Below are 13,166 nucleotides of genomic sequence, written 5' to 3' on the forward strand. Positions count from 1 at the left end.
ACCTAACCTTGTTGTTGCGTGGTGAGCGCCTCGACGACCCGGCCCAGTCCCACCGAATTCGATCCCTTGACGAGGATGACGTCACCGTCCGCCACGCCCAGCGCCGCGAGGGCAGCCAGCGCCTCAGCAGCGTTCTGGCAATGGGCGAAGGGGATGGCTTTGCCAAGCGCGGCGCCGGCCGATTTCCCCAGTTCGTCGGCCAGCGCGGCCATTTCGGCGCCAACCAGGATGGCGTGGTCGACTCCTGCTGCGGCGAGCGGCGCGGCCAGCTCGGCATGGAACCGGGGGCCGTGTTCGCCCAGCTCCTTCATCGCCCCCAGCACGGCGATGCGGCGGCGCGCCGGGGCACTGCCGAGCTGGGCCAGGGTGGCCTCCATCGAGGCCGGGTTGGCGTTGTAGCTCTCATCGATCACCAGCGCGGTGCCGCCCGCCGCCGGCACGGTGTGCCGCGCGCCGCGGCCCTTGAGCCCCTCAAGCTCGGCCAGGGCCAGCCCGGCCGCGCCGAGATCGCCCCCGGCCGCGCGCACCGCGGCCATCACCGCCAGCGAATTGATCACCCAGTGCTCGCCCGGGCTGGCGACAGTGTAGCAGAGCCGGCGATCGCCCAGATCGGCCGTGACCAGCGAACCGCCACCCGGCGCCGCGACTGCATCGAGCAGCCGCACGTCGGCATGGTCGGCCCGTCCGAACGACACCACCTGCGCGCGGACCAGCAGCGCCGCCGCGCGCAGCCGCGGATAGTGCGGACTGTCCGCCGGGATGATCGCCACCCCGCCCGGCTCGAGCCCCCGGAAAATCTCGGCCTTGGCATCGGCGATCGCCTCAAGGCTGCCAAGGTTCTCGATGTGGGCGGGGGCGATCGCAGTGATCAGCGCCACGTGGGGCCGCACCTGCGCGGTCAGGGCGGCGATCTCGCCGGCATGGTTCATCCCCATCTCGAACACGCCGAAGCGGCTGCCAGCAGGGGTCCGGGCGAGGCTGAGCGGAACTCCGACGTGGTTGTTGTAGCTCTTGACCGAGCGATGGGCGCGGCCGTGGCAGGCGCGATCCAGCGCGGCGAACAGCGCCTCCTTGACCCCGGTCTTGCCCACCGAGCCGGTCACCCCGAGGACGCAGGCCTCGGGCGCCAGACGCGCGCGGGCCGCGGCCCCGAGCCGCTCGAGCGCGCGCGCGGTGTCGGCCACCAGCACGTGCGGCCAGGGCACCGGCCGATCGACCACGGCGGCGGCAGCGCCCTTGGCGAAGGCCGCCTCGAGAAAGCGGTGGCCATCGGTGCTTTCGCCCTTGAGCGCGAAGAACAGATCCCCTTCGCGCACGTCGCGGCTGTCGATCTCGACCCCCGAGACCTGGAACGCGCCGCTGGCCGTGCCGCCGGTCGCCGCGGCGATCTCCGCGGCGGACCACAGCGCGAGCGGATAGGCGTCGAACGGGTCGACCGGCCAGTCGATCAGGGCGGCATGGGCGTTCATGGCTGCGCGCACTCCCGGGCTACGGTTACGTCATCGAAGGGCAGGACCCGCATGGCCTCACCCCGTCCCACGATCTGTCCCTGTTCATGCCCCTTCCCGGCGATCAGGACGATATCGTCCCGGCCCGCCGCCGCCACGGCCGCGGCGATCGCTTCGCGCCGGCCGCCGATCTCCCGCGCGCCGGGCGCGCCGGCCAGCACCTGGGCACGGATCGCCGCCGGGTCCTCGCCGCGCGGATTATCATCGGTGACGATCGCGACGTCGGCCTGCGCGGCGACGACCCGGCCCATCTCGGGACGCTTGCCGGTATCGCGATCGCCGCCGGCGCCGAACACCACGATCAGGCGGCCGCGCACGTGGGGCCGCAGCGCGGCGATCGCCGCCTCCAGCCCGTCGGGGGTATGGGCATAGTCGACGTAGATCGGCGCCCCGGTGGCGGTGATCGCGGCCCGCTCAAGCCGGCCGCGCACCGGTTGCAACCGCGCCAGACCATCAAAAGTGCGCGCCGCATCGCCGCCGGTGGCCAGCACCAGCCCGGCGGCGACCAGCACGTTGGCAGCCTGGTAGGCGCCGATCAGCGGCAGCTCGACCTTGTGGGTCGTGCCTTGCCAGACGATCTGAAGAGTCTGGCCGAGGTGCCCGGGAACACGCGACAACAGACGCAGGTCCTCGCCCTGCTCGCCCACCGCAAGCACGCGCAGTCCGCGCGCCCGCGCCGCCGCCAGGGCTGGCTGCGACCACGCATCGTCGGCCCAGATCACGGCCGTGCCGTCGCCATCGACCACCTCGGCGAACAGGCGCATCTTGGCGGCGAAATAGGCCTCCATCGTGCCGTGGTAGTCGAGATGATCGCGGCTGAGGTTGGTGAAGGCCGCGGCCCGCACCCGCAGGCCCTCGTTGCGGTACTGCGACAGCCCATGGCTCGAGGCCTCGTAGGCGACATGGGTCACGCCCTCGCGGGCGAGGCCCGCCATGTTGGCGAGGAAGGTGACGATGTCCGGGGTGGTGAGCCCGGTCGAGACGCTCTCGTCAGGGGTGGTCACGCCCAGCGTGCCGATCGAGGCGGCCCGGTGCCCGGCCATGCGCCAGAGCTGCCGGGTCATTTCGACCGTCGAGGTCTTGCCATTGGTTCCGGTGACCGCGACGACGGTCTCGGGGACGGGGGTGAAGAACCCGGCGGCCAGCCGGGCGAAAGCCTGGCGGGGCTGCTGGGCGGCGATGTGGACCGCGCCGGCAACCTGCGCCTCGGGGCGGGCGACGATCGCCACGGCCCCGGCGGCGATCGCGGCCGGGATGAAGTCCTCACCGTTGACCGCGCTGCCCGGGAAAGCCCCGAACACTGTCCCGGGGGCGACCTTGCGGTGGTCGATGGCGAAACCGGTGACTTTCGCCTCCGCGCCTGCGGCCAGCGTGATCCCCGCCTGTGCAGCCAGGGCGCCGAGTTTCATTCGCCATCTCCGTTCGCGACCAGGGGTGACAGGTCGGAGATGTCGATATCACGGGTCGCGTCGGGCATCACCCCCAGCAGGGGCCCGATCCGCGGCACCACGCGGCCGACGATCGGCGCAGCGTTCCAGGCGGCGGTGCGCTGGCCCGAAGTGGCCTGGGTGCCCTGCGGCTCGTCCAGCATCGCGATCACCACGTAGCGCGGGCGGTCCATCGGGAAGGCGGCGGCGAAGGTGGCGATCAGCGAGGTCTTGCGATAGCCGCCGGCGCCAGGCTTTTCGGCCGACCCGGTCTTGCCGCCGACGCGATAGCCCACCGCATCGGCCTTCTTGCCGGTGCCATCGGCCACGATCATGCGCAGCAGTTGGCGCATGCGGGCGCTGGTGCTGGCCTTGAACACGCGGCGACCGGCGGGAATCTGCCCCGGAGCAAGGCGGCGCAGCGTGGCCGGACGCCAGATCCCGCCGTTGACCAGCGCGGCATAGGCCGAGGCGAGGTGCAGCGGGGTCACCGCAAGGCCGTGGCCATAAGACACGGTCATCGTCGTGATCCGCGCCCACTGCCCCTTTTCCCCGCGGGGCCACAGCGGGAAGCCCTTGGCCGGCAGTTCGATCTGCGGACGGGCGTTCATCCCCAGCGATTCCATCACCCGCTTGAGCCGCACGCCGCCAAGCTGATCGGCGACCTGGGCGGTGACGATGTTGGACGAGTGGATCAGCGCTTCGGGAATGTTGAGCGAAGCGCCGAAATTGTGGCTGTCATGGATCTCGAAGCCACCGATGTGCAGCGGGGCGCCCGAAGGATAGCGCCGCGACATGTCGGTCACCACACCGGCATCGATAGCCGCCGCGATCGAGATCGGCTTGAAGGTGGAGCCGAGCTCGTAGACCTGGTTCGAGACCCGGTTGAAGATGTTGCTGACGTTCTCCTGGTCGATCAGGTTGGGGTTGAACGAGGGCAGCGAGGCCAGCGCGACGATCTCGCCGCTGTCGACGTCAAGCACGATCCCGGCAGCGCCCTTGGCGGCCGACATCTGGATGCCGCGCATCAGCTCGTCCTCGAGCGCGCCCTGGACGCGGGTGTCGAGCGAGAGCATGGCCGGGGTGCCGCGGGTCGCCGGGTCGGTCAGCTGCTTGTCGTAGACCTGCTCCATGCCGACGTGCCCGCGGCCATCGGCCGACACATAGCCAAGGACATGCGCGGCCATCGAGCCTTGCGGGTAATAGCGCTCGTTCTCGCGCGGGAACTCCAGCGCGGGCTCGCCCAGCGCGTGGATGCGGTTGGCGTCCTCGGGCATGATCCGGCGGCGCAGATACTGCGGCTTGCCCGAGGCCAGCTTGGCGGTCAGCCTGGCCAGATCCTCATCGGGAAAGATCCGGAGCAGCGCAGCGGCCACCTCGGCCGGCGACTTGACCAGCGCCGGTCCATCGCCCAGCGCGCGCGGGTTGAACCACAGCGAATAGGCCGGAAATGCGCGCGCCAGCGGCACCCCGTTGCGATCGACGATCTCGCCGCGCGGCGCCTGGCCATCGCCTGCGGCGGCATGCTCCGAGCCATCGCCCGCCACGCCCAGCCAGGCGATCCGGCACAGCGAGACCACGCCGATGAAGGTGAACAGGGCGGCCACCAGGTAAACGCGCAGCTTGGCCACCAGCAGCGAGCGCTGGCGGACATTGACCAGCTGGACCCGGCCGCTCGCCAGGGCGGTGGAGGCCGTGATCGAGGTCATTCTTCGAGCGCCACGCGGGTGGTCTTGACCGCGGCCCGGCCGGGCTTCGCGGACTTTTCGACATGCGACAGCCGCTGGACCAGCCCGGCCGGCCCGGCGATCGGGGTGACCCGCGCGACCCGCTGCGGCCCCTCACCGCGGCGCGGCTCGGCGGCCGTGTCGCGCGGCGTCTCGGCCGCCATCGCCTTGCCGGTCAGCGGGTTGACCATGGCCGGGAAAGCGGACTCGTCGGCCGGCGCTTCGGCCGCCGCCACCCGGATCATGTCCGGCGCACCGGGCCCACGCGGCTTGCCCAGCGCGGCCAGATCACGCTCGGTCTCGAGGTACTGCCCGGCGGTGGGCGCCTGATAGCCGAACTCGACCGCATTGAGCGCGGTCAGCTGCTGCTGGTTGGCGCGGGTCTCGAACTCGGTCTCGAGCATGGTCTTCTCGGCGCGCAGCTGGACCAGGCGCCGCTCGGTCAGCCGCACCTGGCTTTTCACCGCATTGACCTTGAAGGTCAGGGCCAGGGTCAGCGCGAAGCACACGGCAAGGATCATGGCCCAGCCGATCGAACGGGCGCGGGAACGGGTCAGCCTCATGCGGCCCTCCTGGCAGGTGCAGCGGTACGGGTCGCCGCGCGCAGCGTGGCGGAACGGGAGCGGGGGTTGGCGGCAAGCTCGCGCTCGGACGGACGGATGCCCTTCGAGACGGCGGCGAAGGTCGGGGCGAAGGCGGCCTGGGTGGCGGGCATGTGCCGCGAGGCTCCGGCTACCGCACCGCTGGCCTCGCGCAGGAACTGCTTGACGATGCGGTCTTCCAGGCTGTGGAAGCTGACCACCGCGAGCCGCCCGCCCTCGCCCAGCAGGGTCTCGGCCGCGGCCAGCCCGGCGCGCAGCTCGTCCAGCTCGGCGTTGATGTGGATCCGGATCGCCTGGAACGAACGGGTCGCCGGGTCCTTCGGTGCCCCCGGCTTGTGGCCCAGCGCGCGGCGGACCACAGCGGCGAGTTCGCCGGTGGTGCTGAGCGGGCGCGCCGCCACGATCGCCCGCGCGACCCGGCGCGACTGGCGCTCCTCCCCATACTGGTAGAGCACGTCGGCGATCGTGCTCTCGGCCGCGGTGTTGAGGAAGTCGGCGGCGCTCTCGCCGGTCTGGCCCATCCGCATGTCGAGCGGACCATCGACCGCGAAGGCGAAGCCGCGCTCGGCCTGGTCGAGCTGCATCGAGGAGACCCCGATGTCCATCACCACCCCGTCGACGCGGGCGATGCCGAGGTCGGCCAGACTGGCGACCATCTCGGAGAAGCGGCGCGGATGGAGCACCAGGCGCGGCGGCTCGGCCTGGTCCGCGGCCCAGCGCTGCCCGGCGGCGATCGCGTCGGGATCGCGGTCGAAGGCGTGGACCGTCGCCCCGGTGGCGAGCAGGCGACGGGTGTAGCCCCCGGCGCCGAAGGTGGCGTCGACGATCACGTCGCCCGGCGCGGGGTGCAGCGCGGCCGCCACCTCGTCGAGCAACACGGGAATGTGGGGCACCCCGACCCCGCTCATCGACGGGCCTTCGCCAAGGCGTCTTCGGCCAGATCCTCGCAGGCCAGCTGGGCATGACGCCAGTCGGCGGGATCGAGCGTCATCAGCTCGTCGGGATTGAAGATCAGGAACTCGGGGCCGGCGCCCTGGAAGTAGAGCCGGTCGGCGATCCGCGCGCCCTTCACGAACCGGGCGGGGAGCACGAAGCGGCCGCTGTCATCGAACGGAACCTTGAGGAAACCGAACAGCTGCGAGGAGCGCAACTGGCGGTTGAACGGCTCGCCGCGGCGCAGCGCGTTCTCCTCTTCGCGGTCGAGCTGGAGGTCGAGTTCGGCCTCGCGGCTGAGACCGAAGGCCACGAGGCAGGTCAGCGTGGGGTGAAGCTGGAGGCACAGCTCCTTGCGGCCGTCGCCCGAATCCTTGAGCGCCTTGCGGAAGTCCGGCGGCAGCACGAAGCGGTCCTTCTCGCCCTTCAGCGAGAAGCCCTGCCCGTTGTACCTGACGCGCCTAGTCTCCACCAGCCCCTGCCCCCACCCAGGGTTGATCCGATTACCGGCATCAAAAGGAGCCGCACTCCGGCCTGCGCTGGGACGCAGCCGGTCGAGCCGCCCGCCGAAACGGGCTCCTTCCTGTCCGATGGACCATATCCATAACTCGCAAGTTCGGGGGTGGGAAGGTCTTTTTGCGGGAAAACGCGGGAAAAGGCGTCCGGTGCATTATGAATCAAGGTATTAAGGACCGAATTCCTTGTTTGGGCCGGCGCCATGGCGCACCCTGCCACTTGAGACTTATTTCATTTATTCAATAGCTTAATGGACCGCGGACATCTAGTTCCCGCAGTTTCCCCAGATCGCCCGGAGCGCAGGCGTACCCGCCCCGGCGACGCCGGGAGCGGGTGTTGCCGGACCTTTGCGGGGAATCAGCGGGCGGGAATCGCCGTGGGGGATTCGGCCGGCCGCGCCGCCTCGGGCGAGGGCACGACGCCGATGTCGGCAAGCGGATCGCTTTTGGACGCAGGACTGGCAGCGCTGCCGGCGGGCGCGGTGGCATCCGACAGGCGGGCGCGGTCCATGATGATGTTGGCGAGGCCCACCAGCATGAGCATCAGACACAGGCCGAGCAGGCCGACCTGCAGACGATGCAAAGCCTGCGCCCGCAGTTCACGCGCGCTGGGCGGCATGAACATCTGCGGACCCGTGCTGCCTGGCGACGACCCCTGGGGATCGTGCGGGAGGCTGTGGGGCTTGCTGGCCATCACTGCTGATTTAGTCTCAAGCGTGACGAACTGCAACCGATGATGGCGGCGGCGCTATGCGCCCTCGCGCGCCAGCCAGGGAAACACCGGCAGGCCCTTCGCGCGCAGCCAGTCGGGGTTGTAGAGGCTGGAGAGATAGCGGAAGCCGGTGTCGCACAGGATCGTCGCGATCCGGCTGCCCTTGCCCAGCTGGCGCCCGAGCGCGACCGCTCCGGCCACATTGATCCCCGAGGACAGGCCAAGGCAGAGCCCCTCCTCCTGCAGCAGCCGCGCCACCCATTCGATCCCTTCCTCGTCCGAGATGCGGAACTGGGTGTCGATGGGCGCGCCCTCGAGGTTGGCGGTGATCCGCCCCTGACCGATCCCCTCGGCCACCGAGTTGCCCTCGGCGCGCAGCTCGCCATGGGCAAAGTAATTGTAGAGTGCGGCGCCGTGCGGATCGGTCAGGGCGATGGTCACCCGGGGGTCGAAGGCCTTCAGCCCCATGCCCACCCCGGCCAGCGTGCCGCCGGTGCCCGCCGCGCAGGTGAACCCGTCGATCCGCCCTTCGAGCTGCTCCCACAGCTCGGGCGCGGTGCCTTCGATGTGCGCCTTGCGGTTGGCGGTATTGTCGAACTGGTTGGCCCAGACCGCGCCCTCGGTCTCGTCGGCGAGCCGGCGCGAGGTATGGACGAAGTGCCCGGGATTGGAGAACGGTGCGGCCGGAACCAGCACCAGCTCCGCACCCAGCGCGCGCAGCGTGTCCATTTTCTCGCGCGACTGGGTTTCGGGCATGACGATGATCGTGCGATAGCCGCGCGCATTGGCGACCAGCGCCAGGCCGATCCCGGTATTGCCCGCCGTGCCCTCGACGATCGTCCCGCCCGGCTGCAGCAGCCCGCGCTCCTCGGCGTCGCGCACGATCCACAGGGCGGCACGGTCCTTGACCGAGGCGCCGGGGTTGGCGAACTCGCACTTGCCCCAGATCTCGCACCCGGCGGCCTCGCTCGGGCCGCGCAGCAGGACGAGCGGCGTGTTGCCGATGAGATCGAGGGTCGAGGGCGCGGTGCGGTTGGTCATGCTGCGTGACCTAGGAGGCCCGGCGGCAAATCTCAATCCTCGGTTGCAGCGCCCCGGGTATCGCCCGCGCCCGCGCCGCCTTATGCTGGCCCCGCGAACGACCAGCACGGAGCACGACCAGTGGGATTGACGGCCGACCAATTGCGCAGCGGGCTCGACACGATCGCCACCGCCGAACCGCGGCTGGCGGCCGCTCTCACCCGCGCCGGCTACCCCGAGCCGCGGATCCGCTCACGCGGCTGGCAGACCATGCTGCGCACCATCGTCGGCCAGCAGGTCAGTGTCGCGGCGGCCGCCTCGATGTGGCGCAAGCTGGAAGGCGAGCTGGGCGAGACCTTCACCCCCGATGCGCTGCTGGCGCGCGATTTCGACGCGCTGCGCGCCTGCGGGCTGTCGCGCCAGAAGCAGTCTTACGCACGGAGCCTGTGCGAGCTGGTCAGCAGCGGTGCCCTGACCTTCGACGCCCTTCCCGCCGACGACGAGGCGGCGATCGCCGAGCTGACCCGGATCAAGGGCATCGGCAGGTGGTCGGCCGAGATCTACCTGCTCTTCGCCGAGGGCCGCCCCGATATCTGGCCAGCCGGTGACCTGGCCGTCCAGGCGGGACTGCACCGCATTCTGGGGCTGGACGCGCGCCCTTCCGAGAAGGACACGCGCCGGCTCGCCGAGGCCTGGCGGCCGCATCGCGGGGCGGCGGCGATCTTCACCTGGCACTGCTACAACAACCCGGCGCTGTAGGCCTGGTGGATGAATGGCTGGACCGGGTGGGGAGCGGACGCGGGTGGCTGGGGTGGACGGGGCTGTCGCTCACTGTCTGACCAGAGCCAAACCCAGCGTCATGCCAGCGCAGGCTGGCATCTTCCACGGCGAGGCGAGAGATCCCGGCCTTCGCCGGGATGACGGGTATCGGGCGCAAGCTGCCGAGCCCATGTCGGCCTGACCCTCCACCCCGTCATGCCAGCGCAGGCTGGCATCTTCCGCGGCGAGGCTGGAGATCCCAGCCTTCGCTGGGATGACGGATATTCGGCGCAACCCGCCGAGCCCATGTCGGCCTGACCCTCCACCCCGTCATGCCAGCGCAGGCTGGCATCTTCCGCGGCGAGGCTGGAGATCCCAGCCTTCGCTGGGATGACGGATATCGGACGCAAACCGCCATTCCCGTGTGTCCACCCGACCCTACCCCCCTGCGCCCCGTTGACCCGTTCCGCAAGGCACCCCATCGCTCCTCCGTTCGCATCCCGCGAATCGAGGGCATCCCCATGACCACTCCCGCCGGCTATATCGCCACGATCCTGCTGCTTGGCTCGGGCGAGCTGGGCCGCGAGTTCGTTATCGCGGCCAAGCGGCTCGGCGCGCGGGTGATCGCCTGCGACGCCTATGCCAATGCCCCGGCGATGCAGGTGGCCGACGCCTGCGAGGTCTTCTCGATGCTCGACGGCGCGGCCCTGGCCGAGGCGATCCGCAAACACCAGCCCGACTATGTCGTGCCCGAGGTCGAGGCGATCCGCACCGAGGTGCTGGCCGAGTTCGAGGCGGCCGGGACCAACGTGGTGCCCTCCGCCCGTGCCACGATCATGACGATGAACCGCGACCGCATCCGCGAAGTTGCCGCGGTCGAGCTGGGCCTGCGCACCTCGCGCTACCGCTATGCCGAGAGCCTGGCCGAGGTGGAGGAGGCCGTCAGCTTCACCGGCCTGCCCTGCGTGATCAAGCCGGTGATGAGCTCGTCGGGCAAGGGCCAGTCGACCGTGCGCGAGGCCGGGGCCGTCGCGGCCGCCTGGGACTATGCCGTGGCCAACATGCGGGGTGACCGCGCCCGGGTGATCGTCGAGGAATTCATCGCCTTCGATTACGAGATCACCCTGCTGACCGTGCGCAGCCGCGAAGGCATCACCTTCTGCCCGCCGATCGGCCACCGCCAGGAGCGCGGCGACTACCAGGAATCGTGGCAGCCCGCCGCCATGTCGGCGCAGGCCCTGGCCGATGCGCAGGACATGGCGCGCAAGGTGGTGGACGATCTGGGCGGCTATGGCCTCTTCGGGGTGGAGTTCTTCGTGCGCGGCGAGGAGGTGATCTTCTCCGAGCTCTCACCGCGCCCGCACGATACCGGCATGGTCACCCTGATCTCGCAAAACCTCAGCGAGTTCGACCTGCATGCTCGCGCCGTGCTGGGGCTGCCCGTACCCGAGGTGGAGCTGTATGGCCCGGCTGCCTCGGCAGTGATCCTGGCCGACCGCGACAGCGCCCGGTTCACCTTTGCCGGACTGGCCGAGGCGCTTGCCACGCCCGGCGGCGGGGTCGACCTCAGGATCTTCGCCAAGCCCACCACCCGGCCCTGGCGCCGCATGGGCGTAGCCCTGGCCCGCGCGGAGGACACCGACACGGCCCGGCGCATCGCGGCCGAGGCGGCCGGCAAGGTGCGGATCGCCTACGACTGAGCCGGCCGGGCGCGCCTTGGCAGTCCCGGACTGATCGCCTACAGCCGCCAGCGATGGAATCCTGCCGCCTTTCCGCCACCGAGCTGGCCTGCCGCCGCGGCGACCGGGTCCTGTTCCGCGGCCTGACCCTCGCGCTTGGCGGCGGCGAGGCCTGCCAGATCGCCGGGGCCAACGGGATCGGCAAGTCCAGCCTGATGCGGCTACTGGCCGGGCTGGGTGAGCCTTTCGCCGGAACGATCGCCCGCGACGGCGAGGTGGGCCTGATCGACGAACGTCCCGCGCTCGACCCGCACCTCCCGCTCGGCCGCGCCCTTGCCTTCTGGGAGCGCTTCGACGGGCGTGCGGCCGAGGCGGTCGGCCGGCTCGGGCTGGCCGCGCTGGCCGAGGTGCCGGTGCGGTTCCTGTCGACCGGGCAGAAGAAGCGCGCGGCGCTGGCGCGGCTGATCGCCCAGGCCGCGCCGATCTGGCTGCTCGACGAGCCGCTCAACGGGCTCGACACCGATGCGGTCGCGCTGGTCGAGACGATCGTGGCCGAGCATTGCGCAGCCGGCGGGCTGGCGGTGGTCGCCTCGCACCAGGCGATCGCCCTGCCCGGCGCGCAGCGGATCGCGCTGCGGGACTACGCCGCATGACCGGGCGGCGGCTGCTGGCCCTGCTGCGCCGCGATCTGGCGCTGCTGCTGCTGGGCGGACGGCGGGGCGGGGCCATGCTGCCGCTGCTGTTCTTCGTCGCCGTGGCCATGCTGTTCCCCTTCGCGGTCGGGCCGGACGCACCGCTCCTGGCGCGCACCGGCGGCGGAGTGATCTGGGTTGCGGCGCTGCTCGCGGCGATCCTCCCGCTCGACCGGCTGGTGGAACCCGATCTCGAGCTGGGCATGTTCGACCAGTGGGCCTTGCGCGGCCTGGCCGAGGAATGGGTGATCGCAATCCGGGTGGTGGCGCACTGGCTCAGCTTCGGCCCGCCGCTGATGCTCGCCGCCCTGCCCGCCTCGGCGCTGCTCGGGATCGCGGCCGAGACCCTGCGCACGGTCGAGCTCGGCCTGCTGGTGGGCACGCCGGGGCTGGCCGCAATCGGGGTGATGGTCGCCGCGCTCACGGCCGGACTGCGCGGCGGCGCGGCGCTGGCGGGCCTGCTGGTGGTCCCGCTGGCCGTGCCGCTGCTGGTGTTCGGCGCGGGCAGTCTGGCGCCGGGCGGTGAGACCGGGCTTGCGCTGACCGCGGCGGTCAGCCTGGTGCTGCTGGCGATTGCGCCCTTCGCCGGGGGGGCCGCAGTGCGGGCGGCACGCGGCTAGCGGGGGGTTAGCGGGGCGGACGGCGCGCGTTGGCCCCACCCCCTCAATACGGCGGCTTGTGCAATCCTGCCGGGCTGAGCGTGAAGATCTCGCAGCCGTCCTCGGTGATCCCGATCGAATGCTCGAACTGGGCCGACAGCGAACGGTCGCGGGTCACCGCGGTCCAGCCGTCGTCGAGCATCTTCACCCCCGCCTTGCCGAGGTTGATCATCGGCTCGATCGTGAAGAACATGCCCGGGCGCAGCTCGGGCCCGGTGCCGGCCCGCGCGGCGTGAACCACTTCCGGCGCATCATGGAACAGGCGGCCGAGGCCGTGCCCACAGAACTCGCGGACCACGCCGTAGCGATGCGCCTCGGCGTGCCGCTGGATCACCGCGCCGATATCGCCCAGCCGCTTCCCGGGCCGGGCCTGCTCGATCCCCAGCATCAGGCATTCGTAGGTCACGTCGATCAGCCGGCGCGCCTTCAGCGGCACGTCGCCGACCAGGTACATCCGGCTCGAATCGCCATGCCAGCCGTCGAGCAGCGGGGTGACGTCGATATTGATGATGTCGCCGTCGCGCAGCACCTTGTCGCCCGGAATGCCGTGGCAGATCACGTTGTTGAGCGAGGTGCAGCACGAATGGGCAAAGCCCCGGTAGCCCAGCGTCGCCGGCACGGCGCCGCCATCGAGCGTCATCTGGCGGACCAGATCGTCGATCTGCCCGGTGGTCACGCCCGGCTGGACGAAGGGCACCAGCGCGTCGAGGATCTCGGCCGCCAGCCGGCCGGCGCGGCGCATGCCGGCGAAGCCCTCGGGGCCATGGAGCTTGATCGTGCCGTCGCGCAGGACGGTGTCTTCAGCCGTGACGGTCTGGTACTGGTTCATCCGCGCCATGTAGCGCCGCCCGCCCGGTTTTGCGAGATGTTCGCGCGGGCGCGGGCACGATTTTCCGCTCGCATCGCCGCGCCCTCTGCGCCAAGACGGGCCCG

At 71.0% G+C, this 13,166-nt stretch carries 13 protein-coding genes; 4 read left to right on the forward strand and 9 right to left on the reverse strand.

The genetic code is table 11. The features are described from left to right. Positions 1 to 2: 2 nt before the first annotated feature. The 8 genes from H7F53_RS03860 to H7F53_RS03895 all read right to left on the reverse strand — a co-directional run bounded on the left by H7F53_RS03860 (position 3) and on the right by H7F53_RS03895 (position 8,465). Positions 3 to 1,469 carry a UDP-N-acetylmuramoyl-tripeptide--D-alanyl-D-alanine ligase gene (locus H7F53_RS03860; protein ID WP_185678173.1) on the reverse strand — a complete coding sequence of 489 codons (1,467 nt, stop codon included), beginning with the start codon at positions 1,467 to 1,469 and terminating at the stop codon, positions 3 to 5. Further along, positions 1,466 to 2,917: a UDP-N-acetylmuramoyl-L-alanyl-D-glutamate--2,6-diaminopimelate ligase gene (locus H7F53_RS03865; protein WP_185678174.1), complete on the reverse strand. Its 1,452-nt coding sequence runs from the start codon at positions 2,915 to 2,917 to the stop codon at positions 1,466 to 1,468. The genes H7F53_RS03860 and H7F53_RS03865 overlap by 4 nt, the downstream gene beginning before the upstream one ends. After that, positions 2,914 to 4,644, reverse strand: a complete 1,731-nt coding sequence (locus tag H7F53_RS03870) for a peptidoglycan D,D-transpeptidase FtsI family protein (RefSeq protein ID WP_185678175.1) — start codon at positions 4,642 to 4,644, stop codon at positions 2,914 to 2,916. The genes H7F53_RS03865 and H7F53_RS03870 overlap by 4 nt, the downstream gene beginning before the upstream one ends. Then, a complete protein-coding gene (locus tag H7F53_RS03875) occupies positions 4,641 to 5,225 on the reverse strand; it encodes a hypothetical protein (protein WP_185678176.1) in 585 nt (194 codons plus the stop codon). Before H7F53_RS03875 ends, H7F53_RS03870 begins: the two co-directional genes overlap by 4 nt. Further along, entirely contained in the window at positions 5,222 to 6,172 is a 951-nt protein-coding gene (rsmH, locus tag H7F53_RS03880; protein WP_185678177.1) for a 16S rRNA (cytosine(1402)-N(4))-methyltransferase RsmH, read from the reverse strand. The genes H7F53_RS03875 and rsmH overlap by 4 nt, the downstream gene beginning before the upstream one ends. Next, complete coding sequence (locus tag H7F53_RS03885) at positions 6,169 to 6,669, reverse strand: division/cell wall cluster transcriptional repressor MraZ (RefSeq protein ID WP_343061896.1); 501 nt, start codon at positions 6,667 to 6,669, stop codon at positions 6,169 to 6,171. The genes rsmH and H7F53_RS03885 overlap by 4 nt, the downstream gene beginning before the upstream one ends. Before the next feature lie 401 nt (positions 6,670 to 7,070). Beyond that, positions 7,071 to 7,406, reverse strand: coding sequence for a hypothetical protein (locus H7F53_RS03890; protein ID WP_246438479.1), 336 nt, complete (start codon positions 7,404 to 7,406; stop codon positions 7,071 to 7,073). A 54-nt stretch (positions 7,407 to 7,460) separates the two neighbouring features. Then, the gene (locus H7F53_RS03895) at positions 7,461 to 8,465 is read right to left on the reverse strand and encodes a cysteine synthase A (protein ID WP_185678178.1); all 1,005 of its coding nucleotides are present in this window, start codon (positions 8,463 to 8,465) and stop codon (positions 7,461 to 7,463) included. Positions 8,466 to 8,585: 120 nt separating this feature from the next. Here H7F53_RS03895 and H7F53_RS03900 point away from each other — a divergent pair, with 120 nt between their 5' ends. From H7F53_RS03900 to H7F53_RS03915, 4 genes are all read left to right on the forward strand, one after another. Next, positions 8,586 to 9,203, forward strand: a complete 618-nt coding sequence (locus H7F53_RS03900) for a DNA-3-methyladenine glycosylase 2 family protein (protein ID WP_185678179.1) — start codon at positions 8,586 to 8,588, stop codon at positions 9,201 to 9,203. A 521-nt stretch (positions 9,204 to 9,724) separates the two neighbouring features. Then, entirely contained in the window at positions 9,725 to 10,903 is a 1,179-nt protein-coding gene (gene purT, locus H7F53_RS03905) for a formate-dependent phosphoribosylglycinamide formyltransferase (RefSeq protein WP_185678180.1), read from the forward strand. A gap of 53 nt (positions 10,904 to 10,956) precedes the next feature. Next, the gene (gene ccmA, locus H7F53_RS03910) at positions 10,957 to 11,535 is read left to right on the forward strand and encodes a heme ABC exporter ATP-binding protein CcmA (RefSeq protein WP_185678181.1); all 579 of its coding nucleotides are present in this window, start codon (positions 10,957 to 10,959) and stop codon (positions 11,533 to 11,535) included. Continuing rightward, positions 11,532 to 12,194 carry a heme exporter protein CcmB gene (locus tag H7F53_RS03915; RefSeq protein WP_185678182.1) on the forward strand — a complete coding sequence of 221 codons (663 nt, stop codon included), beginning with the start codon at positions 11,532 to 11,534 and terminating at the stop codon, positions 12,192 to 12,194. Before ccmA ends, H7F53_RS03915 begins: the two co-directional genes overlap by 4 nt. A gap of 43 nt (positions 12,195 to 12,237) precedes the next feature. Here the strand turns inward: H7F53_RS03915 and map are convergent, their stop codons facing one another. Beyond that, entirely contained in the window at positions 12,238 to 13,062 is an 825-nt protein-coding gene (map, locus tag H7F53_RS03920; protein WP_185678183.1) for a type I methionyl aminopeptidase, read from the reverse strand. Between the last annotated feature and the right edge of the window lie 104 nt (positions 13,063 to 13,166).

The organism is Novosphingobium piscinae (assembly GCF_014230355.1).
Classification (GTDB): Bacteria; Pseudomonadota; Alphaproteobacteria; order Sphingomonadales; family Sphingomonadaceae; genus Novosphingobium; species Novosphingobium piscinae.